The sequence below is a fragment of the Polynucleobacter sp. 30F-ANTBAC genome (assembly GCF_018882385.1).
Classification (GTDB): Bacteria; Pseudomonadota; Gammaproteobacteria; order Burkholderiales; family Burkholderiaceae; genus Polynucleobacter.
The window spans coordinates 271,308-297,156 of record NZ_JACVON010000001.1; the positions used below are offsets into that span (position 1 = coordinate 271,308).

The 25,849-nt window shown below is 45.4% G+C and carries 15 protein-coding genes; 2 read left to right on the forward strand and 13 right to left on the reverse strand.

Annotated elements, in window-relative coordinates; genetic code table 11:
* Nucleotides 1–140: 140 nt before the first annotated feature.
* The 6 genes from ICN28_RS01135 to ICN28_RS01160 form a co-directional block, all read right to left on the reverse strand.
* Complete coding sequence (locus ICN28_RS01135) at nt 141–11,153, reverse strand: S-layer family protein (RefSeq protein WP_216285584.1); 11,013 nt, start codon at nt 11,151–11,153, stop codon at nt 141–143.
* A gap of 97 nt (nt 11,154–11,250) precedes the next feature.
* A complete protein-coding gene (locus tag ICN28_RS01140) occupies nt 11,251–12,987 on the reverse strand; it encodes a ShlB/FhaC/HecB family hemolysin secretion/activation protein (RefSeq protein ID WP_216285586.1) in 1,737 nt (578 codons plus the stop codon).
* A gap of 174 nt (nt 12,988–13,161) precedes the next feature.
* Complete coding sequence (gene guaA, locus ICN28_RS01145) at nt 13,162–14,769, reverse strand: glutamine-hydrolyzing GMP synthase (RefSeq protein WP_216285588.1); 1,608 nt, start codon at nt 14,767–14,769, stop codon at nt 13,162–13,164.
* Nucleotides 14,770–14,793: 24 nt separating this feature from the next.
* A complete protein-coding gene (gene guaB, locus ICN28_RS01150; protein WP_216285590.1) occupies nt 14,794–16,257 on the reverse strand; it encodes an IMP dehydrogenase in 1,464 nt (487 codons plus the stop codon).
* A gap of 43 nt (nt 16,258–16,300) precedes the next feature.
* Nucleotides 16,301–16,651 carry an RnfH family protein gene (locus tag ICN28_RS01155; protein ID WP_216285592.1) on the reverse strand — a complete coding sequence of 117 codons (351 nt, stop codon included), beginning with the start codon at nt 16,649–16,651 and terminating at the stop codon, nt 16,301–16,303.
* Nucleotides 16,641–17,075 (reverse strand): type II toxin-antitoxin system RatA family toxin, encoded by a 435-nt coding sequence (locus tag ICN28_RS01160; protein WP_216285594.1) that lies wholly within the window; start codon nt 17,073–17,075, stop codon nt 16,641–16,643. Before ICN28_RS01160 ends, ICN28_RS01155 begins: the two co-directional genes overlap by 11 nt.
* Before the next feature lie 27 nt (nt 17,076–17,102).
* Between ICN28_RS01160 and smpB the strand changes: the two genes are divergently transcribed.
* The gene (gene smpB / locus ICN28_RS01165; protein WP_216285596.1) at nt 17,103–17,561 is read left to right on the forward strand and encodes an SsrA-binding protein SmpB; all 459 of its coding nucleotides are present in this window, start codon (nt 17,103–17,105) and stop codon (nt 17,559–17,561) included.
* Between the two features lie 40 nt (nt 17,562–17,601).
* Here smpB and ppsA read toward each other — a convergent pair whose 3' ends face one another.
* Nucleotides 17,602–19,983: a phosphoenolpyruvate synthase gene (gene ppsA / locus ICN28_RS01170; protein ID WP_216285598.1), complete on the reverse strand. Its 2,382-nt coding sequence runs from the start codon at nt 19,981–19,983 to the stop codon at nt 17,602–17,604.
* A gap of 128 nt (nt 19,984–20,111) precedes the next feature.
* On the opposite strand from ppsA, the gene ICN28_RS01175 reads away from it, so the two are divergent.
* Entirely contained in the window at nt 20,112–20,936 is an 825-nt protein-coding gene (locus tag ICN28_RS01175; RefSeq protein ID WP_216285600.1) for a pyruvate, water dikinase regulatory protein, read from the forward strand.
* A 13-nt stretch (nt 20,937–20,949) separates the two neighbouring features.
* Here ICN28_RS01175 and ICN28_RS01180 read toward each other — a convergent pair whose 3' ends face one another.
* From ICN28_RS01180 to lpxD, 6 genes are read right to left on the reverse strand one after another with little or no spacing between them, the layout of a single operon-like run.
* Nucleotides 20,950–21,768, reverse strand: a complete 819-nt coding sequence (locus ICN28_RS01180) for an RNA methyltransferase (protein ID WP_216285602.1) — start codon at nt 21,766–21,768, stop codon at nt 20,950–20,952.
* Nucleotides 21,765–22,364 (reverse strand): ribonuclease HII, encoded by a 600-nt coding sequence (gene rnhB / locus ICN28_RS01185; protein ID WP_216285604.1) that lies wholly within the window; start codon nt 22,362–22,364, stop codon nt 21,765–21,767. The genes ICN28_RS01180 and rnhB overlap by 4 nt, the downstream gene beginning before the upstream one ends.
* The gene (gene lpxB / locus ICN28_RS01190; RefSeq protein WP_216285606.1) at nt 22,357–23,568 is read right to left on the reverse strand and encodes a lipid-A-disaccharide synthase; all 1,212 of its coding nucleotides are present in this window, start codon (nt 23,566–23,568) and stop codon (nt 22,357–22,359) included. The genes rnhB and lpxB overlap by 8 nt, the downstream gene beginning before the upstream one ends.
* Nucleotides 23,528–24,328 carry an acyl-ACP--UDP-N-acetylglucosamine O-acyltransferase gene (lpxA, locus tag ICN28_RS01195; protein WP_216285608.1) on the reverse strand — a complete coding sequence of 267 codons (801 nt, stop codon included), beginning with the start codon at nt 24,326–24,328 and terminating at the stop codon, nt 23,528–23,530. The genes lpxB and lpxA overlap by 41 nt, the downstream gene beginning before the upstream one ends.
* A gap of 1 nt (nt 24,329) precedes the next feature.
* The gene (fabZ, locus tag ICN28_RS01200) at nt 24,330–24,782 is read right to left on the reverse strand and encodes a 3-hydroxyacyl-ACP dehydratase FabZ (RefSeq protein ID WP_216286817.1); all 453 of its coding nucleotides are present in this window, start codon (nt 24,780–24,782) and stop codon (nt 24,330–24,332) included.
* 10 nt (nt 24,783–24,792) lie between these two features.
* Nucleotides 24,793–25,848, reverse strand: coding sequence for a UDP-3-O-(3-hydroxymyristoyl)glucosamine N-acyltransferase (lpxD, locus tag ICN28_RS01205; RefSeq protein ID WP_216285610.1), 1,056 nt, complete (start codon nt 25,846–25,848; stop codon nt 24,793–24,795).
* Between the last annotated feature and the right edge of the window lies 1 nt (nt 25,849).

Consider the following 25,849-nt stretch of genomic DNA (forward strand, 5'->3'; position numbering starts at 1 on the left):
TCAAGCACTTTAGTCAAAGAAAGGCACATGTCCATAATAAGGTTCAGTTAATGAAACCTCATTGTACGCAGATAATTTGAGTGCCCTAAAAGAAAAATGCGGCAAGTAATGCCGCATATGAAAGGAATTTATAAGTTAACTTACTTCGTCACAATCATGACTTTTTCACTCAATGCTTTCTTGCCACGCTTAAGTGTTAGTTTTACTGAAATTGGTAAATTAACATCACCTAACTTGGCAATATCAAAATCCTGAGTTTCGGAGTTAAATTTAATACCTTCTGGCAACTCTTTGCCATCACTTAAAGTTGCAAATACTTTAGTTCCTCTTGGTAAGCGCAACAAATTGTAGGATGTTGATGGAGCCTTAGCGTTCTTTTTAGGGCTATTTTCACCAGAAAGATCGATTAAATCTTGAATTACGCGATCTGGTACAGCAAATTTAAGTGCTCCACTTGATGGTACTGGAACTGCTTGAATATACCTTTTTGGATCATTCATCTCACGAACAAACAGCATTTCACCTTTGATGAGTCGAACAGGCTGCTCAGGAACTGCTGCACTCTGCACTACGGTCTGAGTTGCATCATGATGTGCAATCACGGCCATGTTATTAATTTCCTGCGGTGCAACTGCAGGAGCTGCAAATCCTTCAGCAATAACAAATGGTGCATTCACAAATGAAACGATGTAATTTGGATTATTGGCGGCCAAATTAGACCAATAAGTGCCCTGCGCTACCCCGCTACCTAAACCTGACAGAGCAAGATTATCCCCAGTGACAACGCCTGTTTGAGTGTATTGCTGTGTTTGAGTTAAGCCAGTTGCAGGAACGGCGGCTCCAATGGCTGTTACTGTAGCCAATGCCTTTGCCACCGGGATTGTGCCGCCACCATTGCCAGTTGTAACAAGCGTTGGGGTAACGCCATTCCCACCGGAGAGAACTGTGCCTGTGCCCACTAAATTGGAACTGACGACTAAGTAGTCACCGGCATTCGGGCCAGACAAGGTCGTACCATTATTAGTAATGTTTTGTAATCCAGCATCCGGAGATCCCAAAGTAAGGCTGGTTGTGCCGGCAACTGTTGTGCCGTTAATGAGACCGCTTAAAGCGGTGGTATTTGGCACCGCAGTTTGGCCGTTATAGGTCATAGCACTAGGAGTAGCCAATGCGGTCAATAAGGCCTTATCAATTGTGATCGAGCCGTTTACAAATGTAATATCGTAGTTCGAGATTCCCGAGCCTATTGCCCCAGTTAAGTTGTCGGTAGAGGTTCCAGCATGGGTGCTCGTGGCGGATCCAATGACTCCAGTCAGTGTATCTGAGCCATACAAAGTACCAGTACTTGTATACCCATTTGTATATGACGTATTTGTAAAGGTCACTCCAGTGGTGGTATCTCCAGTAACGGTTAACGGCGCTTTTGCAATTGTTGCGGAGCTATTTAAATTCGGAACCGTCAGAGTGTAATCACTGTTATTAATTGATAAATTAGAAACAGTCGCCGTTTGGGTGCCGGCATTAGCACCTGTAAATGTGAATGCACCAGTAGCCGCGGTTGAACCTTGATCCCCAGCAAGAACACCACTTAACGTGATAGAACCTGTAGTCGCAGTCGTACCGTCATAAGTTTTTCCTGTCACTTGCGCTTCACCCGTAATCGCTAATGGGGTTACAGCAATAGAGCCGTTTGTAATCGTGACAGTGTAATTGCTTAAGTTGGCGCCAGAACCAGCAACTGCAACAAGCGAATCCGCAACTGTACCATCAGATACATGGGTTGCCTGACCACTACCCGTTGCTGTAATGGATTGATTATTTACTGCGCCACTGACTGTGTAAGTGTTGGTTTGGGTGCTGCCGTTATACGGAGACGATGTTGTTGCGCCAACGATACTTAATGGCGCCTTTGCCACCGGGATTGTGCCGCCACCATTGCCAGTTGTAACAAGCGTTGGGGTAACGCCATTCCCACCGGAGAGAACTGTGCCTGTGCCCACTAAATTGGAACTGACGACATAATAATCTCCGCCGTTATCACCTAGTAGTGTTGTACCGTTATTGGTAATAGTCTGGGTACCAGCATTAGGCGAAACCAATGTGAGAGTTGTCGCACCCGATACTGATGTACCAGAAATTGCCCCACTGAGCACTGTTGTATTTGGAACATCTGTGAGGCCCGTGTAAGTCATTGCATTCGGCGTAGCTAGTGCGGTTAATGGAGCCTTAGCAATAACGATTCCACCATTCACATACGCGATCGTATAGTTACCCAAACCAACCCCAGCAGCCGCTGAGAGCGTATCTGCATAAGTTCCAGCATGTAATTGCGATGCCAATCCTGTTACGCCGCTAACACTATCTCCACCCAATAATCCGATTACCGAGTAGGTATTGGTGCGTGTGGTGTTATCAAATACAAAGCTACCATTACCGCCAGTAATTGTTAGCGGAGCTGGAGTGATCACAACAGTGCCTCCACCATTGCCACTGCTAACAATATTAGGAGTTACTTGATTTGTTGCGGTATTTGCTAGATTGGAGCTGACCACAATGTAGTCACCAGCATTTGGTCCAGATAAGGTTGTTCCGTTATTAATAATGGTTTCACTACCAACACCCGCACCAGAGAGGGCTAAGCTAGTTGCTCCATTCACGACGGTTCCACCAATCACTCCGGATAGAACCGTAGTATTTGCTACAGCCGTGCCACCGGTATATACAGGCGCGCTTGTTGGTGTGGCAATAGCGGTCAACTGGGCTGGATTAATAATAATTCCGCCGTTTACATAGCTGATGCTGTAGTTCAACAAGCCAGAACCTGTCGGGCTTGCCAAAGCATCGTTGTATGTATTTGCGTGCCATCCTGACCCCAAACCGCTTACACCAGTCACGCTGTCACTGCCCTGCAATCCCACAACAGAATAAGTATTTGTGCGTGTGGTGTTGTCAAATGTATAGGTTGCTGTACCGCCAGTAATAGTCAAAGATTTTTGATTAACGGTTAGAGTGCTTGGCACAACAGTAACGCTGTAGTTGGAGAAGCCAGTTCCAGCTGACCCCGATAAAGTGTAAGCGCTACCGCTAGCATTGATAGCACCAATAGCTGTTCCGGAATAAGTAATTCCGCCGAGACCTGCCAAGGTTTGACCATTCATTAACCCATTAGGTGTTGCTGTAGCACCGGCGGCCGTAAATGCGGCAGCGTCATATGTCTTCGTGACAGGGTTAATTGTGATCGTGAGATTTGCTTGATTTACAACCGCAGTATTGACAATCGTGTTTACTGCACTAAAGTTACCGCTCGATGTTGTCGTGCCGTTGTTGGTATTGCTAATCGCACCAACGTAAGTGCCTACGTTTGTTGTGCTGGTTACTGTAGTCGTTGGGTCAATAGTAATAGAGCCACCAACGCCATCGGTATAGATATTCGAACCTGCAGATACTGGTGCCAGTGTGTACAACGTAGCACCACCTGAGGCACTCACATATTCAACCGATGCAACAGTGCCCTGAACAACCGTACCGTAAGTAGAGGTTGTTGGGTTCATCTTAATTAGAACCGTGCCAGCGGGAGTAATGGTGAAGACACCAGGAACATAGCTAATTGTGTAGTTGGCTGAATTAGTAAAAGTTGTTTGTGTTGGAGTGATGGCATAAGGCCCGCCGGCAACCGTTTCACCAGCAGCGCGGGTTACGGAGTAAGTTAAACCAAGACTGCTAGCAGTATCTGAACCCTGCAAACCAGTTAATTGCGCCGTTAAAGCAGGATCATTTTGTGTGGCAATTTTTCCGTTGTTATCGGCTGTTACAACAAGAGCTGCCTTGGCAATGTTGAGGGCTGGAGCATTCTTCGATAAGGTGTAATTGACTGCATCAGCGCCAGTGATCGAATAACTCGCTGTATATGTTGCAGCATTGGTTCCACTCGGCGTTCCTGCAACCACCACATTGTCACCAGTAATCAATCCGGATGTTGTAGGAGCTGCTAAAGCTTGGGCAGCACCGTTATAGGTTGTATTGAGTGATACACCAGTAACAGTTAATGGCGCTGGAGTGATATTGGCCGTAGTAGTCGCTGTTGATCCGCCAGACAACTGGTAGTTCCCTGCTCCCGGCCCAGAAATACTAATACCTGAAATAAGCACAGTTTTCCCATCTGCCACATTCTTATCGGAGAAAACTCCAGTTAACGCCCCTGTATTTACGGTAACCGCAGAGTCGATCGAATAGATTCCAGTATAAGAAACGCCGCTAGCATTCAAGGCGGCTGCTGTTGTGCCGTCGTACTGCTTATTATCAGCAGTAATGCCGCTAATGGTAATGATGGCTGGAGTAATTTTTAAGAAACCATTGGTTACAGCAGTTGTGTAATTACTCGCGGCACCGCTCGTGAATGTAACTGACAAGTTGTCATTGATGGTGCCTGCATTAATGGCCGTAGCCTTCCCTGAAACCGAGATCGTATCTGTACCCAGCAAGCCTGTTGGCGTATAGGTATTAGTTTTGCTTGTGGCGTCATACGTATAGGTAGCTTGAGCCCCAACAACAGTCAATGTCGCCGGTGTGATTCGCAAACTTCCATTAGTGATAGTGAAGTTATAGTTGGATGAATTTGTTCCCGTAGCGCTCAAATTGTCAGCAATGGTTCCTTGTGCAACATGGGTTGCAACTGCGTAACCCGTTGCACTAACAGTATTGACATCATTACCCAATAAGCCAGTAAAGACTGCCCCAGAATTGGTCTGAGTATTGGCGTTATACGTTAGCGTATTTGGAGCTCCAACAAGCGTTGCATTTGCCTTAGTAATCGTCATGCCACCATTGACATAGCTAATGTTGTAGTTGGATAAGCCTGTTCCAAGCGCACCGCTTAAAGAGCTTGTATATGTACCAACATTTGTTCCTGTAACCGCGCCAGCAACACTTGACACTGAATCACCGATAAACAATCCACTTGTTGTAAAACTGCCTGTTTGGGCGCTACCGATGTATGTTGCGTTTGTAGCAGCAGAGGTAATTGTTAAATTAGCCCGGCCAATAATCAAAGCGCCATTGACGTAATTGATGTTGTAGTTAGATAGACCCGTACCTAATGCACCAGTTAGTGCATCGTTATATGTACTTGCATTTGTACCACTTGCAATACCTTGTACGCTAGTCACAGCATCAACTGTTCCCAGTAAACCAGAAACGGCATAAGTAACATTAGCTTGTGAGGTGCCGTTATAGGTAGTCGTCCTGTTTCCGCCAGCAATAGTGAGGGTTGCTGGCGTTACTGTAAATGTGCCTGGCACATAGTTAATTGAATAGTTAGACAACCCTGTGCCCGTTGCCGCAGAAACAGCATCGCCATAAGATCCCACTTGGGCAATGCTCGTGCCTGTGAGCGAACTGCCACCAGAACTAATGACGTGCGTTGCCCCAGTAACAGCATCCCCAGTAGCAACGCCACCAATACTAGTAACCAGTCCAGAAACCGAGGTCCCCAAAGTCGCTAAGGCGTTATAGCTTGAAGTGCCGTTATAAACAGTGCTGGAATTTGATCCAGTTACGGTTAATACCTTTGGCGTAATGGTGTAGGTATTCATGCCAGAAACGGGTGTAACGATGACAGTGCCGTAAGCTGAAACAATTGCACCAGTTATAGATATATCGGTGCCAGTTTGGACAAGATTGGAATTTCCTGCAAGACCAAGATTGCCAGCAAAGCGTAAAGACGCCAAGGCCTCACCTGGTGTGGGCACACTAGATCCAAATCCGCCTGTGCCAGAGATGGAGCTGATGTGCGTATTGGTAGGGTCTGCCAACCAAGCATTAGCAATCGAACTGTTATATGCGGTGCCATACACTTGAGTGTAGTTGTCAACAGCGAGATTGATCGAGGCATTACCACCACCAATAGAACGATAGTTAACGGTGTTAACAGTTGCTGCATCAACAGAACCCATTACCCCACCAACATTGCCATAGGAAACGTTGCTAGAAACTGTTGCATTTGCTGTTGTAATGCCAATAGCTGTTTCGATCGCACCACCGGTTGATGATGTCGGTTGCGCCATGGATAGGGAAATTACACCGCTACCAGTATTAGTTAATGTACCAACCGCTGTAATTGTTCCACCAGTGACTGTGCCAGCAGCAATGCCGTAACCACCGGTAATAGAAATGCCACCCACCCCTGAATCTGTAATTGCGCCAGTAGCTGTATTGGCGGTAGATTGAACTAGCACCCCACCGACACCCGTATTGCTAATTGCACCTAATGCAGAAACCGCTCCATATGCACCAGCTGTATCAGCAGTGGCATACGGTTGAGAGGATGTACCAATAATGCTTACGCCAGCCGTAGAGCTAATCGAACTAGTAGCGGTTAAATTAATCGCATTGGCAGTACCACCAATACCGGTCAGCGTAACTGGTCCGGCCAGCGCCGTAATGGCAGCTACATCTTGAATGGCAACACCTGTTCCAGATGAAACAGTATTAATCCTCACGCCGGTTGTACCAGCTAATGTGCCAGCATTTAATGCGCCAGTAATAGTTGTACCGTTCACGTTTGCGAGAGTCGCAGTTGAACTTGAACCATTGGTGTTATCGATCAAGATATAACCAGGCACCGTGACGCCGCCATTGAAAATCAAGGCGCCATTAGTAAGTTCCGAGAAATTAATGGCAGAAGTACTTGGTCCGGCACCAATCGAGAGTAAGCCATTCTGAATAGTGGAGCCACTGTTACCGGTTCTAGTGTCATACAACACAGTAGCTGCTGTTCCACCAGTATTGGCAACAAGCGTAACGGTGCCGGTTTGGCTAATCTTGTTATTAGAAATGAAGGTGACGTTGCCGCCAATCTGGTTTTGAATGATTGCACCAGTGGCGCTGATACCTGTATTAGCGCCCGCAGCAGCATCATTACCTGTAATTGAAATATTTCCAGCGGTATTGGTAATGGCGGCAACAGCAACTACAGTTGGCGCAGTGGTTGATGTGCCAACTGCCGTAAATCCAGCGGCTGATGAAACGGCACCAGTCAACTTAATAGCATTGGCAGTTTGAGACTGGCCGGTCAGAGTAACTGGGCCAGCCAGTGAGGTAATTGTTGATGTGCCGTTAATACCAAGACCGGTACCCGTAGAAATGGCATTAATTCTTACGCCAATATTTCCAGCAAGGACACCAGCAGTCATTGGGCCGGTAATAGTTGCGCCAAGAGAGTTTAGGGTTGTAGCGGTTGCAGATGGTCCACTAACGGCGTTATTGTTGATATCGATGTAACCAGAAACATTGATTGCTCCAGCGCCATCGGAGATAGTTGCACCATTTGACTTCTGAATCAGATTTACTGCTTTAGAGGAGCCAGCCGCAACCGTAATTGCTCCACTGTTGGTGATGGTGCTTAAGCTTGTTCCGCTTGTTGTTGGATCAAATTCTACATAGCTAGGGTTATTAGATATGAGTGTTGTTATGACTGTACTTCTTGTGGAGTCAAAGAGCACTCGACTAGCGTTCGCTGTTGTGTTTGCAGCAATATTAAATGGCGCATTACTTAAGATACTTCGGTTTGAAGTAATGAGGATATCTCCACCATTGGCATTATTCTTAATGAATCCGCCATTGATATAAACGCCGTTCGTTGTTTTTACTGCCTCAGATGTGGTGCCATTAATGAGAATTGCTACACCACCAGCGTCGTAATTGGCCGTGGAGTTAATCGTGAGTGTTGCGCTGTCCAATGAAACGCCACGAGCATATTGCTTGACAGTGGTACCGGTGTAGTTAACTTGATCTGAGTAGCCATCCAGGATAATTCGATTAGCCTGCACCGTTACTGTTGTTGCAGTAGTTGGCGTAGCCAAAAACACGCCAATCGTTTGCCCTCCAGTAGCGGCACTATGCCCCACCCCACTCAGATACACCGTACCCCCGGTGCTAATAAATTTGGCAGTATTTGCAATAGTGTAAATACCACTCTGCGACCCATTTGGGGCTGCGCCGTTGGACTGGTTTGCACCGTGAACATTAATGTCACCTGATGCAGTTAATGCAGCGGCAACCCAAATAGCCTGAACACTGGGGCCACTATAAACCGCTCCTTTGATATTGATTTCAGTGGCAGTAATTGGCGAGTTAATTTTAATTGCGGACTGAGTTCCACTGCCATTATTTGCATAGGTTGAGGCGTTATATGCAGTAATAAATCCGCTTGTTGTGCCTCCAACGTTATAGGTATCGTCTAATGTAACAACGCCGTTAACATTGATTGTGCCGTTAACACTGTTTAAGCTGCCGACAATAATTTGTCCGCCTGCGGATTTGGCTATAACGTTTACTGGATTTGCTCCAGTTGCTGTAATTCCAGCTGAAAATGTAATAGATTGTTTTGAGCCGCTGGTGTTATCCAAAATCAAGGTGGCGGCCGCACCAGAGGCATTGGCAAAAGTCAGCGCGCTTGATAACGTAATAGACCCATCCGCAATGATAGTTACGCTGGTACCCGCATTAATGGCGGCCACAATGTCAGCTGCGTTTACGTTGGCTTGGTTTGTATAAGTGATGAGTGGAGCGGATCCAGTTGAGGTACCTGATGTTCCGCCAATAGTGACGTTTGTTGGATCAAGCAACCACTCGGATGCCAGGATGGTGTTGGAATCCACTTCCAGGGTTTTTCCAGAGGTCTCTACTTTATTTGCCGCTAGGCTGGTATTGGTTACGCTGGCGTAGCTTGAAAGCGCACCAGACGAATACCCTTCACGTCCGATTGCGATAGTGCCATTCGCTGCGGTAATGCTGGAATTGTTAACTTGGATTTGGTCACCGAAAACGACGATGTTGCCGTTTGGTGCGTTGATGCCGGTTTGGCTATCGATGATGACGCTGTTGCTGGTGATACTGTTGTTACTGTTAAGTGTCGTTGCTGATACTGAATCTTGTACGAAAGTTAAGAGTGCTTGTGGTGCAGGAGGTGCAGTTGCTGGTGGCGCCAAGATGGTTCCGTTACCCAAGTTATTGATCTGGCCAAGGTTAAGTAAACCACCCTGGCTTAATCCTTCTGTACTGATCAATGCGTTGGTTAAGTTGGTTTCAGCTTTACCTGCAATATCAATCTTGCCCGCATTGGCGGATTTACCCAGAGTATCAATTACTGCATTGATGTTTACTTTACCGGCTGTAGAGACAATCGTAATTGTTCCGCCATTAACTCCGTTTGCGGAGATATAGGCATTTGGGTTTGTTGATGAATCTATATTTGTACTGCCGATATTAATATCGCCTGTTGCAATGATATTAATTAAACCACCATTAGTGGTGTAAGTATTTCCATCAGTATTTAAGTTATTTTGATTATTGCTATTTCCATTTCTGCGGTTATTGGCAGTGGTGGTATTAACTGTATTTAATGTGCCTGAATTCGTATTGCTTGAGTTATTTGAATTATTACTACTATTTCCATTTGAATTAATATTACCTAAAATATTAATAATAGCGCCCGCTAAATAGATATTAGAGCTTGACCCACCATTCGTATTAATAGAGCCATTTACATTAATATTCTGGGCAACAGCATAGACCGCGCCCGCAGTGATATGGCTATCAATATCAATCTGGCCACCTGTAGCGACTAAGCTAAGGGATGTTGCTGAGTTGCTGGAGTAGATATCTGCTCCAGCCATAATTCTGATTAAAGCGGTTTGACTTTGGGTGCAACTTGCACCAAATGCGCTGCAGGAACTTCCAGTGGCATCTAGCGTTACGCTTGTTGTATTGAGAGCATTACTAATTGCTGCTGCAGCTGTGCTGTCAATAATGAGGGTTGTGGGGTCTATTACCCACCTACCTGACCTTCCATTAGGGGATGAAGTATCTACTTTAAGCCCTTGATTTATATCTACATTACCAATTGAGCTTGTCTCGATGAAGCCACCGTTACCACCCTGTGCACCACCTCTTGCATAGAGATTGCCTGCTACAGATGTTTTGGCTAATGACCAGATATTGATCCTGCCACCGTTACCACTTTGTATAGCTGAGGTATCAATTATTGCATTAGATTCAACTGTAACAAAACTTGCTAAATTATTGTTTTTTATTGAATTTTCTAAAGATTCTTGATTGAAGCTGTTGACTCCAACCTCAATATCGCCACCACCTGTTGCACCTGTTGCCGTTGTTTTAGAACCACTTCGTAGAGCAATGTTATTACCCTTTAGGCTAACCTTACCACCTGTATTTTGTACAGAATTGGCTTCAATTACCCCCTTTTGATCAATTGTGTCTGCTATCAGAGTCACTTTACCGCCTGCGGTACTAATATCCGAGGCAGAAACAACGCCAGTGTTCCTTACAATGGAACCCATGAGGTCTTGAGCGGCATTTGCTGCAATAATCACTTGCCCGCTACCGGCATTAATCAGTAATTTATTCGAAATCAAGGAATTAATGACTGATGCATCTACTGAAACATTAACTAATTGGCTTCCGGAGAATTTTAAAGAGACTTTTTGACCAGAAACTAATGCAATAGCATTGTTTCCACTCATTGTTGCTGTAATAACACCTGAGTTTTTAACTTGAGGGGCCATTAAGGCAATATAACTATTAATATTATTACCGGTAATATTACCTTTATTAATAATCTTACCGTCATTACCACCTTCAAATACGAGATTATCTCTACCAGACATAAACTCTGTTGCACAGGTATTCATGGTGGTGGCAATCATACCCCCCACATTAATCTGTGCCCCACTACCAAATACTATGCCATTATTATTAATGAATATAACCTGACCATTGGCATTAACTGCGCCATTAATCATCGATTTAGATGCACTATTAACATAGTTAAGGGTTGCTGCAGATGAGTTAGGTTGATTAAAGTTCACTGTAGCCTGCGAACCAACATCAAAACTACTCCAATTAACCACCGCACGTTGCGATGATTGATTGATGTTCATCGCATTACCAGAAGTTGCAATTGTTGCGGCGCCAGCCACAACTTTTCCGCCTGTTGGTAATACATGAGAGCCCGGTGCTGCCGCCATACTTTGATGAGCCAATCCAGCAATAGCTAAAGCTGCTAATAACTTAGCAGCTCTGAACTGCGGTTTGCAGTTTTTACTTAGCGAGGATGACGAAATAAAATGTGACAAAAGAAACTTTTCAGAAACGGGGTAATGAATTTAATACTTTTACCCGTTCCTGAAAATTAGCTGAAGAGCTAGTTGATGAACTTAATTCATGAGCGACTTAGAAAAAGATGCTGCCCTTGATCCAACCTTGAACATCACGATACTGATTATCACTGTTTAACTGCTGACCACTTTGAGTGTAAAGCGGATTGTTACCTAAGCGCCATGCTAATGAACCTGATAGTTGAACGCGTTGGTACTGGTACTTAGCAGATAAGCCTGTTGCATACAAAGAATAACTGTTGCCCGCATTAGTTTGCCCCTGCCACCCATTGTATGTGTCCACGTATTGTTGGATCATGCCAGCATCAAAAAAGGCGCCAAGCTGAAGATTTTGGATGGGCGTGTGATTAATCTCTAATGACGCAACTGCGCCCTGTGAGCCGCCACCTTGAGCTACTGGGTAGGCTCTGACACCATACGGCCCACCCAAGTAGAGTTGCTCTGCACTGTTTAGATTTTTATTTGCCAATTGTCCGTAAACAGAAGCCACTAAGTTTGTTTTATTAATCGGCAGTGGCTGAGTAATAGAACCATTGAAGCCCAATTTTGCAAATGAGCCTTCTGTTGATGCGTTCTGAGCATCATTACTAGCTTGGGTGGAGTTGTTAATGGATAGTGATCCCAAGGTAACTGTACTACCCCAATTAACATAAGCATTTTGTAAATAATTGCTACCGTTGATGCCAGCAGCTAGATTGTTAATTTGATATTTACTACTTTCCACACCAGCCGTTTGGTTGTTGTAGTTCTTGTTCTCAAAATTAATGGTGATATTTTTGCTTGAACTACCTGTTCGCTCTAGAGCGTACTGAGAATAGATGCCATACGTTTGAGCGGTACCCTGAGAGCGTTGTGCTGGAGTTGAAAAACTAGATAAGGTTTTATAGTCCAAGGCACTAACGCCACCAGAAACCCTCCAACCATCATAGCCAACAGGTAATCCATAACGGAACTGCCCAAAGATGGATCCCTGAGATCCAAATAAATCAAGAGTTGTTTGATCTCCATACCCACTCAGATCATTCAAGCTCAAACTGGCAACTGCTTGCTCGCTTCCTGTATTAGCAGCACCGTAGTTGGTCAGATCAACCCTGCCGGCAAACAAACCAGTATCTTTTGCATTTACGACGATATTTGTTGTTTCCTCTTTGTCACCTTGAGTTAACTCACCAGTCACCTGAGTGCCTGGAACCTCATTCAAGAGAGCCAAGCTACGCTCTAAACCATTTAAATCAATTAACTTTCCAGGTGCATTTTTAGCGCTAATAACTTTTTTACTGATTGAAGACTTGAGTCGACTGGGGCGGGCTTTATCGAGCTCAATGATGACATCACCGACTTTGCCTTCAATAATTTTTATTGTAATAACCCCTTTGACCACATCTTGAGGTGGGACTACAGCTTGAGCCACCCGACCCATTTGCGTGTAGAGATTGGTTACCGCTGAAGCAGCTTCTTTGATTTGATCAAGTGTTAGCTGACGATTGGTATAGGGTTGCAGAACCTCTTGAGCTTGAGCTTGCTCAATAAGCGTCAAACCTGTAACTTGAAATGATTTGACGTCGATTGCTTTGCTAGTAGTTTTAGCTGGATCTGCCTTTTTCTTGGGTTTCACGCGCTTTTCTGGCTTTACAGCGGAGCGCTCTCGCTCAGCTTCACGTTGAAGTTGTTGCTGCAGCGCACCGGCATCAGGTCCAACTTGAGCATAAAGAGATGATGCGAAAAGAGTACCCAATACTGCTAAACATATAGGTGAAAATTTTGAGCGTCTAAGGCGGAAATGGTTTGACATGAGAAAAGTCCAAAGGGTTAGCACTCCCCAAGGAGAAGTGACATTGAAAATATGTCAAAAATTTAGTTGATTTGAGGAATCTTATCTATTAGCTTAAGGGCGAGCACTGGAACCGTATAACACCGCTCCAGTGTGCAACTTTCATTTCATTTAATTTAAATGAAATGAAAGTTGCTATTCCCACTCAATGGTTGCTGGCGGTTTGCCGCTGATGTCGTAAACCACGCGATTGATACCGCGAACTTCATTGATGATCCGATTGGATACGCGACCTAATAACTCATGAGGCAAATGAGCCCAGTGAGCTGTCATGAAGTCTTGTGTTTGCACAGCGCGCAAAGCCACAACATACTCATAAGTGCGTCCATCGCCCATCACGCCAACCGATTTAACCGGTAGGAATACAGCAAAAGCTTGGCTGGTTAATTCGTACCAAGACTTTCCAGTTGGAGCATCGATCGTCGAGCGCAACTCTTCAATGAAGATAGCATCTGCACGACGTAGTAAATCAGCAAAGTCTTTTCTTACCTCACCCAAAATGCGAACACCAAGACCAGGTCCTGGGAACGGGTGGCGGTACACCATGTCATGAGGTAAACCTAATGCAACACCTAAAGCGCGAACTTCATCTTTGAATAACTCACGCAAAGGTTCTAAAAGCTTGAGCTTCATATCATCCGGAAGACCACCGACGTTATGGTGGCTCTTAATGGTGTGCGTACCTTTTTTACCTTTACCAGCTGACTCAATCACGTCAGGATAAATAGTGCCTTGGGCTAACCATTTGGCATTTTCAATCTTGGCAGACTCGCGTTGGAAAACCTCCACAAACTCTTTACCAATGATTTTACGTTTGGCTTCCGGGTCTGACACACCGGTTAAAGCACCCATGAACTCAGTTGTCGCATCAACATGAATGACCTTCACACCCAAGTTCTTACCAAACATTTCCATCACCATCTTGCCTTCGTCCAAACGAAGCAAGCCATGGTCAACGAAAACACAAGTCAATTGTTTGCCAATCGCTTTATGGATCAAAGCTGCAGCAACACTCGAATCAACACCACCGGATAAACCAAGTATCACTTCATCGCTGCCAACTTGTTGGCGAATCGAAGCAACCGCTTCGGCAATGTAGTCACCCATCACCCAATCTGTGCCGCAGGCACAAATATCATGAACAAAACGCTCAAGGATGGCCGTACCTAAAACTGTATGCGTCACTTCTGGGTGAAACTGAACAGCATAAAAACGTCGCTCTTCATCTGCCATGCCAGCAATCGGACATGAATCGGTTGAAGCCATCAACTTAAAGCCTGCTGGCATTTCTGTGACAGAGTCGCCATGACTCATCCACACTTTTAGAATGCCATGACCCTCTGGTGTTGTGAAATCTTGAATATTTTCAAGTAAGTTGGTGTGGCCACGAGCACGAACTTCGGCGTAGCCAAACTCACGCGACTTACCTAAAGACTCTGCTGTCGCTACCTGACCACCTAATTGAGCCGCCATGGTTTGCATACCGTAACAAATACCCAGAACAGGGACGCCTAATTGGAAAACAATATCAGGCGCTCTTGGCGTATCACCTTCAGTAACAGAGCTAGGGCCGCCAGAAAGGATGATGCCTTTACAGCCACCCTCTTTAACCAGCTTCTCAATCAAACTAGCATCCACATCGTAGGGATGAATTTCTGAATAAACGCGTGCATCACGCACACGTCTAGCAATGAGTTGGGTCACTTGTGACCCAAAATCCAAAATTAAAATCTTATCGTGCACAGCAGTCCTAGATAAAGTGACTAATTAGTCGATGTGATAGTTAGGTGCTTCTTTGGTAATCTGCACATCGTGCACATGAGACTCACGCATACCAGCAGCTGTAATCTGTACAAACTCGGCTTTGTCATGAAGCTCAGAAATGGTTTTGCAACCACAGTAGCCCATAGAAGAACGAATACCACCGGTTAACTGATGAACGATTGCAAGCACACTACCTTTGTAGGGCACTCGACCTTCAATACCTTCAGGTACTAATTTGTCTACGTTGGCACTGTTGTCTTCTTGGAAGTAACGATCTGCCGCACCATCTTTCATAGCACCAACCGAACCCATGCCGCGGTAGCTCTTGTAAGAACGACCTTGGTACAAGAATACTTCACCCGGAGCTTCTTCTGTCCCCGCAAACATACCACCCATCATCACGCAATGAGCGCCAGCTGCAAGAGCTTTTGAAATGTCGCCTGAGTAACGAATACCGCCGTCAGCGATCAAAGGTACGCCTGTACCTTTAAGAGCTTCTGACACATTCACAACCGCAGTAATTTGAGGGACACCCACACCCGCCACAATGCGCGTGGTGCAAATGGATCCAGGGCCAATACCCACCTTCACGCCATCAGCGCCATGCGCCACAAGAGCTTTAGCCGCTTCACCGGTAGCAATATTACCGCCAATGACTTGGATCTGTGGGTAGTTCTTCTTAACCCATTTCACGCGATCCAAAACACCTTGGCTATGACCGTGAGCGGTATCAACCACAATCACATCAACACCAGCTTTAGCTAATAACTCGATACGCTCGTCGTTATCTGGACCCACACCTACAGCAGCACCGGCGATCAATTGACCACGACTGTCTTTACTGGCTAATGGATGTTCTTTGGCTTTAAGGATATCTTTAACGGTGACTAAACCACGAAGTTCAAACGCATCATTCACAACCAAAACACGCTCTAAGCGGTGCTTGTTCATCAAGCGCTTGGCTTCCTCGATGTTGGTTCCTTCTTTGATTGTGATCAAACGATCTTTTGGAGTCATCTTGTCACGAACTTTGGCTGCCAAATCTTCTTCAAAACGAAGATCTCGGTTGGTGATAATTCCCACCACGGACTTACCTTCTAATACTGGAAAGCCTGAGAAACCATGCTCTTTTGAAAGCTCAATGACATGACGCACTGTCATTTCTGGTGAAATAGTAATCGGGTCACGCAGGACACCAGATTCATAACGCTTCACCTTAGCTACTTCACGAGCTTGCTCAGCAGGCGTTAAATTCTTATGAATAATGCCAACGCCACCCTCTTGAGCCATCACAATCGCCAAGCGACCTTCGGTCACTGTGTCCATCGCAGCAGACACCAAAGGAATATTGATTGAAATATCGCGAGTTAATTGAGTACCCAACTGGGCATCACGTGGCAAGACCGCTGAATAGGCGGGAACTAGGAGCACATCGTCAAATGTCAGTGCTTTTTGAATGAGTTTCATGCAAAACCTCTATGCGCAAAAGCGAATTATAGAGGTTTTATGACTATTTGCCTGAAAAACGCCCTTTTTTGACCGCTGCCTTGGCTTGGAGCCTTGCATCATGGTCTTTGTTGGCTTTTTTTCTGCGCCCAATCATGGGGTCAATCAGCAGTTCACTATAGAGCTCTAAGCGATCACCATCATAGATGGGAGCATCCCAATCCTTACGCTTCCCAAAGACACCGTAGCAGCCTTTTCTGGCAATTCTGGGATCCGTTGGTGAGTCCGCAACCCCAAGCGCTATGAGTGCGTTTCCAACTGTGGCATCAATACCAGAAAATTCCCACATGAAATCCGTCATTACTGGGTCACCTTGCCGGGCATCACACACCAAAAGATGGATCTTATTGGCCATAGATCTGATCCGCTCTCTTTACAAAACCATCCACAAAGGTCCCAGCAATCATGCCGAATACCGGACCAATCACCTTTTCAAGAAGAATGCTCTCAAATTCATAATGCAGTGAGAACTCCACCTTGCAGGCATCTTCACGAAGCGGCACAAACTTCCAGTGACCATGAAATTTCTTAAATGGGCCATCCACGAAGGCCATATCAATCGATGTGGGCTTGGTATTGGTATTACGGGTATGGAAAAACTGATTCAAACCCTTAAATTGAATATGTATTTTGGCATTCAAAACTTCTTCTGTTTGCTCATAGATCTCGGTGCCACCGCACCAAGGGAGGAATTCGGGATACTTAGCTACATCCGTTACCAAGTGATACATTCGCTCGGCGGAGTGCTGAATCAGTACGGTCTTATTTACGTCTGCCATAATCATGCATTCTAACGATAAATTTATATGAGCATCATTGATAATAAAAAAGCTTTCTTTGACTACTTCGTTGAAGAACGCTTTGAAGCCGGTATGGTCTTACAAGGATGGGAAGTTAAAGCCATTCGGGAAGGTCGCGCCCAAATCAAAGAAGCTTATGTGGTTATTCGTGATGCGGAGATTTACTTAATTGGCTGCCATATTAGCCCGCTCATTTCAGCCTCAACCCACGTTCTTGCTGATCCGGGTCGTACTCGCAAGTTACTATTGAACGCCATTGAGATTAAAAAACTAATTGGTAAAGTGGAACAACGTGGTTACACCCTCATGCCGATCAATCTGCATTTCAGCAAAGGTCGTGTGAAGTGTGAAATTGGCTTAGGTCGCGGCAAGAAGCAACACGACAAACGTGAAGCAACCAAAGATCGTGACTGGCAAATAGAAAAAGCCCGAATTATGCGTTCGGGCTCCAAGTTGGGCGAGTAAATCAAGTCAGACCCCATCAAAGAGTCTGACTGCCAAGCCATTACTTCTTAGCTAATAAAGTCCAAGTATCCACCACGCTATCAGGATTTAGCGAGATAGACTTAATTCCTTTATTCATCAACCATTGTGCAAAATCAGGATGATCAGAAGGACCCTGACCACAGATGCCAATGTACTTACCCTTGGCAATACAAGTCTCAATAGCACGAGCAATTAAGAACTCTACCGCAGGGTCACGCTCATCAAAATCAATAGCCAACAACTCCATACCTGAATCTCGGTCAAGACCGAGAGTCAATTGCGTCAAGTCATTTGAACCAATTGAGAAACCGTCAAAGTGTTCCAAGAACTGTTCAGCCAGAATAGCGTTTGAAGGTACTTCACACATCATGATGACGCGTAAACCATTCTCGCCACGCTTAAGACCTTGCTGACCTAACAAACCGATTACTTTCTCAGCTTGTTTTACTGTGCGAACAAATGGGATCATGATTTCAACGTTTGTTAAGCCCATGTCATTACGAACACGTTTCATCGCTTCGCATTCCATCGCAAACGCTTCTGCAAAGTCTTCTGAGATATAACGAGAGGCGCCACGGAAACCAAGCATTGGATTCTCTTCGTCCGGCTCGTATCTTGATCCACCAATCAACTTCTTGTATTCGTTTGATTTGAAATCAGACATACGAACAATAACTGGCTTTGGATAAAAAGCAGCAGCAATCGTAGCAATACCTTCAGCTAGTTTATCTACGTAAAACGCTTTAGGACTTGCATGGCCACGAGCAACACTCTCTACAGCCTTCTTTAAATCCAAATCAATGTTTGGATACTCTAGGATTGCTTTTGGATGAACACCAATATTGTTATTGATGATGAACTCTAAACGTGCCAAGCCCACACCACCATTTGGAATCTGACAGAAGTCAAAAGCCAATTGTGGGTTACCCACGTTCATCATGATCTTTAGAGGAATCTCAGGCAATACGCCACGACTAACTTCTGTTACCTCAGTCTCAATCGGACCGTCATAGATACGGCCTTCATCACCTTCAGCACAAGATACGGTCACAACTGCGCCGTCTTTTAAAACGTCCGTTGCATTGGCGCAACCTACAACAGCAGGCACACCTAATTCACGAGCAATAATCGCTGCGTGACAGGTACGACCACCACGATTAGTCACAATCGCTGCTGCCCGCTTCATCACAGGTTCCCAGTTAGGATCTGTCATGTCAGCAACTAAGACGTCACCTGGCTGAACACGGTCCATTTCGCTGGCATCTTTGACTACACGCACAGTACCAGTACCAATCTTTTGACCAATCGCACGACCAGTTGTTAAAACTGTTGAATGACCTTTAAGTTTGTAACGCATCTCAACTTGACCTTGAGATTGGCTCTTGACTGTCTCAGGACGGGCCTGAAGAATGTAGATCTTGCCATCGATACCGTCTTTACCCCACTCAATATCCATCGGGCGATCGTAATGTTTCTCGATGATCATCGCGTACCTTGCCAACTCAGCAACATCTTCATCAGTAATCGAGTAACGATTGCGTTGCTCTAAAGGTACATCCACAGTTTTAACGCGACCAGGCTCGCCTGGCGCTGTGAATTGCATCTGAATTAACTTAGAGCCCAAGCTTCTACGAATGATGGCGTATTTGCCAGCAGCCAAGGTTGGCTTGAAAACATAAAACTCGTCCGGATTAACCGCACCCTGCACAACGGTTTCACCTAATCCATAGCTTGACGTAATGAATACGGCATCTTTAAAGCCTGACTCGGTATCTAATGTGAACATCACACCAGAGGAAGCCTTGTCCGAGCGAACCATTCGCTGAATACCGGCAGACAAAGCAACTTCCGCATGCGCAAAGCCTTTGTGAACACGGTATGAAATAGCGCGGTCGTTATAAAGAGAAGCAAACACTTCACGAATGCGGTGCAACACATCTTCAATACCTACTACGTTCAAGAATGATTCTTGCTGACCAGCAAATGAGGCGTCCGGTAAATCTTCAGCCGTTGCTGAAGAACGAACCGCAAAAGAACCCTTACCATCAGCATCTAGAACTTTAAACGCTTCACGAACCTCTTTTTCAAGACGCTCTTGGAATGGAGCTTCTTCAACCCAACGACGAATCTCTGCGCCAGCAAGAGCTAGAGCTTTAACATCATCCACATTCAAAGCGTCTAAACGGGCATTGATGCGCTCGGTTAACTTGTTATGAACCAAAAAGTCTCTAAAAGCCAAGGCAGTTGTCGCAAATCCAGTAGGAACACGAACACCCGTGGCATTTAATTGGGAAATCATCTCTCCTAATGAAGAATTTTTACCGCCGACTGACTCAACGTCAGACATGCGGAGCTCCTCAAAAGGTAAAACGTATGCATTAGCATGGTTAGGATTAGTCATAAGAACTCTCAAGTAATAGAAAATCTGCACTGCTGCCAAAGACTTAGGGTAAATTTGAGTCCATAGCGCTATATATCTCAATTGTAACCGTTTAAAACTAGCTCCCTTAAATTACCGCACCCCTATTTATGACCGCAAAACCTCGTGTTGTTTTCATTGTTTCTGATGGTACTGGCATCACCGCCGAGACCTTTAGCCACTCGATCCTAGCCCAATTTGAGCTGCCTTTTAGGCAAGTCAGACTTCCCTTTATTGATACAGTCGATAAAGCGCACCAAGCGGTTCGAGAAATCAATGAATATTCGGAGAAATCAGGTCAGCAACCCATCGTTTTTACGACGCTTGTTAACCCTGAGGTGAATGCCATTGTTACGGCCGCAAAGGGCTTGATGATGGACATGTTCCAAACATTTATTGTCCCCTTGGAGCAGGCCCTTGGTGTTAAGTCGAACCACGCTATTGGTCGATTTCATAACAATGCCGATACAGAATCGTATAAAAACCGCATTGAGGCCATTAATTTCTCTCTTGCTCACGATGATGGTCAATCCAATCAAAACTTGGCGGATGCAGACATTATCTTGGTGGGCGTATCTAGAAGTGGTAAAACCCCAACCAGCCTTTACTTGGCTATGCAATATGGCTTAAAGTCGGCCAACTACCCCTTAATTCCGGATGACTTTGAAAGAAGTCAGATGCCTGTGGATATTCAACCCTATCGCAAGAAGTTATTTGGCTTAACCATTGATCCGATGCGATTATGCGAAATCCGCAATGAACGTCGCCCTGGTAGCAATTACGCCAAAATTGAGAACTGCCGTTATGAAGTGAGCGAGGCTGAAGCGATGATGCGTAAAAATGGCATTCCATGGTTATCGACAACCAATAAATCCATTGAAGAAATCGCCACCACCATCCTGCAAGAGATTAAGCCCGATCGCCGTAATTATTGATTGCAGAAATTTATCAAGATGTCTGTCGTCGAACCCTCTTCGCTTCGAACAAGCAAATCGCTGTAGCAGCTCCGACATTCAGGGATTCAATCGCGGGATCCTGAGGAATGGAGATCCCTTTTGAGAAGGTTGAAAACTCAGGATTAATTCCAGATCCTTCATTACCAAACACCCAAGCATGAGGTTCCTTAAGAGCCTCACCCAAGTCATATAAATCTTGCTCGGCGTTCAAACAGGTAGAGTAAATAGGCAAAGTGATCTTGTCACGAACCTGATTAAGCGACCAGCCCTCCTGAATTTTTAAATGCCGATGAGCACCCATCGCTGCTCTTAAAACTTTGGGGGACCAAGCCTGAGCCGTGCCCTTCATGCACACGATATGCTGCAAACCTGCACCAGCAGCCGTTCTCATCATAGAGCCAACATTGCCAGCATCTTGCACGCCATCTAAGATCAAAACATCATGACTTAGGTTGCTTGGAAATTCTCTTTCTGGAATCTTGATCGTGATAATAATTGGAGGTGCATGACCTAGATCAGATAATTTTTTCCAAAGAGTTTCATCTAGGATAAATAGCTCGGTACTAGGCACCAATGCAAGTTGCATATCCACAACAGCCGCAATTTCAGGTAAAACTAAACCTGCTTCGGTCGTGAGTATTTCAACCAAATCCTCGCTACCCAACCAAGACTGCGCAAGGTGAGCACCCTCTGCAACGGCTAAACCTAAGTCAGACCTTAACTTACTCGCTTTAGCGCCACCTTCCAAAAGGGTCTTCACTCTCTTAAATAAGGGGTTATCTAGTGAAATGATGGATTTAGGTGATTTCATAATAATTTTTGCTCCATCACTTCACGAACCGGGGCAAACGAACGTCGGTGCATGGGGCATGGACCAAACTCTTTAAGAGTCTCAAAATGAAACGGCGTGGGATACCCCATGTGTTGGTTAAAACCATACATAGGAAATTGATCATGCAATATTTGCATATCCCTATCACGTGTCACCTTCGCCAAAATGGATGCGGCAGATATTGCTTGAACTTTGCTATCCCCCTTCACAATTGCTTCCATTGGGATATCGACTTTAGGGCAACGATTGCCATCAATCAATGCACCATCGGGCATTCTGCCCAAGGTTTTTTCTAAACCTTCAATCGCTCTTTGCATGGCCAACATTGTGGCTTGAAGAATGTTAATTGAATCAATTTCTGCTGGGCTTGCCTCAGCAATGCACCACGCTTTAGCATCTCTAATAATGATGTCAAATAACTCTTCACGAACTTTGGCGCTTAATTTTTTAGAGTCATTTAATCCTGCAATCGGCCGACTGGGGTCCAAGATAACTGCCGCAGCGACAACGGATCCTGCTAAAGGGCCTCTTCCAGCCTCATCAACACCGCAGATCCACTCGATTGAATCAGACATGAGAACCCTCAACTACTTCAGCAATGACTTCGGCCACTAACTGACCAGTTGGTAAATTAAGAGTGTGATGCATCTCTGTAAAACGTTCCTTGAGGAGACTCACTTCAGAGCTTTGATCCAGTAATTTCACTATCGCTTGAGCCAATGCTTCTGGACGTCCCTGCTCTTGCAATAACTCTGGAACAATGAACTTACCCGCCAAAATATTAGGCAGACCCACATAAGGCAAGTAAGCCTGCTTCCTCATAATCCAAGCTGTTAAAGCTGGTACCTGATAAGAAATCACCATCGGCTTTTTCCACAACGCAGCCTCTAATGTCGCAGTACCACTGGCAATTAAGACAACATCACAAGCCTCTAGAGCCAAACTCGCTTGACCATCTAATAAATGAATAGTCAGTTGAGTGTGCTGGGCAAGAATCGGTTGAAGCAAAGCATCGATAGCTGGCTTCAAGGCGGGAGTGGCAATCGGTAAAACAAATTCCATATCACTGCCATATTGCTGATGCATGAGTACCATGGCCTTTAAAAACCCAGGGGCAATCATGGCTACTTCCGATTGGCGACTACCCGGCATGATGGCGATCAATGCTTTATCAGATCCAACCCCAAGCTTCAGCTTGGCCGCTGCGGTATCCGGCACCATGGGAATCTGCGATGCCAAAGGATGGCCCACATAAGTGGCAGACATGCCTACCTTGTGATAAATCTCCGGCTCGAACGGGAAAATACAAAGCATCCGATCAACGGACTCTTGAATGCCTTTAATGCGACCTCCCCGCCATGCCCAAATCGAAGGACTAATGAAATGGATGGTTGGTATACCTGCTGCTTTTAATCGCTTCTCAACACCCAAATTAAAGTCGGGCGCATCAATACCCAAAAATGCTCTAGGTCGATCCTCCAGTAACTCTTTAATAAGGGATCGCCTGAGAGATAGGATAGATGGCAACTGTTTAATCGCCTCGACATACCCGCGAACAGCTAAAGTCTCCATGGGCCATTCGGCATCAAACCCTTCAGCAATCATTCTGGGGCCACCCACACCACGAGTGGGTAGATGGGCAATGGAAGAAACACCCTTCATGCCAGCCAATACGCTAGCGGCGAGCATATCTCCTGAGGGCTCTCCAGCTACGCAAGCCAGATAGCCTTCAGACAGATTAGCGGGCAATGCCGCGCTGTGAAGCGGCGATGAACTCATGGAATAGTCTTATTTTCTGAGCCGTATCTGGCTCTGATGATTGCTTCTCTGTCGCTAATTCATCAATCGCTTTTTTAGCTTCCTCAAAACTGAGGTTCTGCTTATAAAGTAATTTGTAAACTTGACGAAGCGCTGCAATCGACTCCGGCGTAAATCCACGACGCTTTAAACCTTCAGCATTCAAACCGTGTGGCTCAGCAACAGCGCCTGAGGCAATCACATACGGCGGTAAATCTTGAACAAGCTTAGAAGCGCCACCGATCATCGAGTGCTCACCAATTCGAACAAATTGATGAACGCCTGACATACCACCCAAAATAGCCCAATCACCTACATGAACATGACCTGCAATTTGAGCATTGTTTGAAAAAATGGTGTTGTTACCAACCACGCAATCATGGGCAATATGAACATAAGCCATGATCCAGTTATCGTTACCAATTTTCGTAAATCCCGCATCCTGAGTCGTGCCTGTATGCAAGGTTGTGAATTCACGAATCACATTGCGATCACCGATGATCAACTGGGTCGGCTCATCACGGTACTTCATGTCTTGAGGGGCACCACCAACTGAAGCAAAATGCCCAATCTTGTTATCGATACCAATAGTGGTGCAGCCTTCTACAACGGTATGCGCACCGATCTTGGTGTTCTTGCCAATTTTGACATTAGGGCCAACAACTGCATAAGGACCGATCTCTACACCATCAGCTATCTCAGCTTTAGGGTCAATAATCGCAGTAGCATGAATCAAAGACATCTCAAGCTTCCTTTTTGCGAATTGTGCACATCAAGTCAGCTTCCGTCACGATCACATCATTGACCGTTGCAAATGTTTTGAACTTCCAAATGCCACCTTTAAAGCGCTCTATCGACGCGTTCAAGATCAATTGATCACCAGGTGTCACAGGTCTTTTAAAGCGAGCGTTATCAATGCCGACAAAAAAGTAGACAGAATCGTCCACAGCATCATTTCCAAATGTCAAAAGAGCAGCAGTTTGAGCTAAAGCTTCAAGAATTAGAACGCCAGGCATGACTGGAAACTCAGGAAAGTGACCAGTAAAGTGCGGCTCGTTCATCGTCACATTTTTAAGTGCTTTAACGCGTTGGCCAGCCTCTAACTCAAGAACACGATCCACCAAAAGAAAGGGATAACGATGCGGAAGCATCTTTAAAATTTGGTTGATATCAAAATTTACTAACTCAGTCATGATCTGTCCTTGATTACTTTATTAACTTGATTTGCTTTTCTAATTCTTTAACTCTTGCTCGCATTTTATCCAAGCTGCGCAAAATAGCGGCATTCTTTTCCCAGTCGGAATGCGGCAACATCGGGAAAATGCTGGTGTAGTGCTGACCAGGCTGATCAATTGAGCGAATGATCGTCGTGCCACCTGAAATGGTGGTTCGATCAGCGATGGTTAAATGTCCTGAAAAACTGGTTGAACCACCAATCATGCACATCTTACCAATGCGTGTGCTGCCGGCAACAGCTGTATTGCCCGCAATAACGGTTAATGAACCAATGTGAACATTGTGCGCAATCTGTACGAGATTATCAATCTTGCAACCATCTTCAATGACGGTGTCTGCCATGGCGCCACGATCCACAGAAGTGTTCGATCCAATTTCCACATCCGAACCAATCACAACCTTACCAACTTGAGGCACCTTCACCCACTCACCCGCTGCCAAATCAGGAGCAAAGCCAAAACCATCCGAACCAACTACTGTGCCACTATGAATGATCACTCGATCACCCAATTGGCAGCCATGATAGATTGTGACATTCGGATAAATGAGCGAACCATTACCAATTGTGGCGTTATCACCTAAGGCAACGTTTGCTTTCAATACGGTGGCTTCACCTACTTTGGCATATTTACCGATATGGCAAAAAGGTCCGATGGTCGCGCTTGGGGCAACAATAGCACCCTCCTCAATCACAGCGCTAGGATGAATACCAGCCACTGAAACTTCTGCTGACTGCTTTTCAAAAAGCTGAGAGATTCTGGCAAAGAGTGCGTAAGGATTTTGAGTAATAAGAAAGTTATGAGCTTTCGTATTCGCTTGTGAGTTCAAGAACTCATGGTCCGCCTCAGAAACAATTAAGCAGCCAGCTTGACTGCTAAGTGCTTCGTTGCGGTAAAGTGGGTTGGCTAAAAAAGCCAACTGATTTTGCTTTGCGTCGCTTAACGGGGCAAACCCAGATACTTCAACTTGGCCATCCCCCACCAAGCGAGCCGAAAACTGCGCAGCTAACTCAGCGATAGATGGCATG

What these genes read in the sequence shown, in the direction of transcription:
- ICN28_RS01140 (WP_216285586.1), bottom strand. Translation starts at nt 12,987, where the DNA reads ATGTCAAACCATTTCCGCCTTAGACGCTCAAAATTTTCACCTATATGT.
- ICN28_RS01155 (WP_216285592.1), bottom strand. Translation starts at nt 16,651, where the DNA reads ATGGCCAATAAGATCCATCTTTTGGTGTGTGATGCCCGGCAAGGTGAC.
- ICN28_RS01175 (WP_216285600.1), top strand. Translation starts at nt 20,112, where the DNA reads ATGACCGCAAAACCTCGTGTTGTTTTCATTGTTTCTGATGGTACTGGC.
- lpxA (WP_216285608.1), bottom strand. Translation starts at nt 24,328, where the DNA reads ATGTCTTTGATTCATGCTACTGCGATTATTGACCCTAAAGCTGAGATA.
- lpxB (WP_216285606.1), bottom strand. Translation starts at nt 23,568, where the DNA reads ATGAGTTCATCGCCGCTTCACAGCGCGGCATTGCCCGCTAATCTGTCT.
- ICN28_RS01180 (WP_216285602.1), bottom strand. Translation starts at nt 21,768, where the DNA reads ATGAAATCACCTAAATCCATCATTTCACTAGATAACCCCTTATTTAAG.
- smpB (WP_216285596.1), top strand. Translation starts at nt 17,103, where the DNA reads ATGAGCATCATTGATAATAAAAAAGCTTTCTTTGACTACTTCGTTGAA.
- rnhB (WP_216285604.1), bottom strand. Translation starts at nt 22,364, where the DNA reads ATGTCTGATTCAATCGAGTGGATCTGCGGTGTTGATGAGGCTGGAAGA.
- guaB (WP_216285590.1), bottom strand. Translation starts at nt 16,257, where the DNA reads ATGAAACTCATTCAAAAAGCACTGACATTTGACGATGTGCTCCTAGTT.
- ICN28_RS01160 (WP_216285594.1), bottom strand. Translation starts at nt 17,075, where the DNA reads ATGGCAGACGTAAATAAGACCGTACTGATTCAGCACTCCGCCGAGCGA.
- lpxD (WP_216285610.1), bottom strand. Translation starts at nt 25,848, where the DNA reads ATGCCATCTATCGCTGAGTTAGCTGCGCAGTTTTCGGCTCGCTTGGTG.
- ppsA (WP_216285598.1), bottom strand. Translation starts at nt 19,983, where the DNA reads ATGACTAATCCTAACCATGCTAATGCATACGTTTTACCTTTTGAGGAG.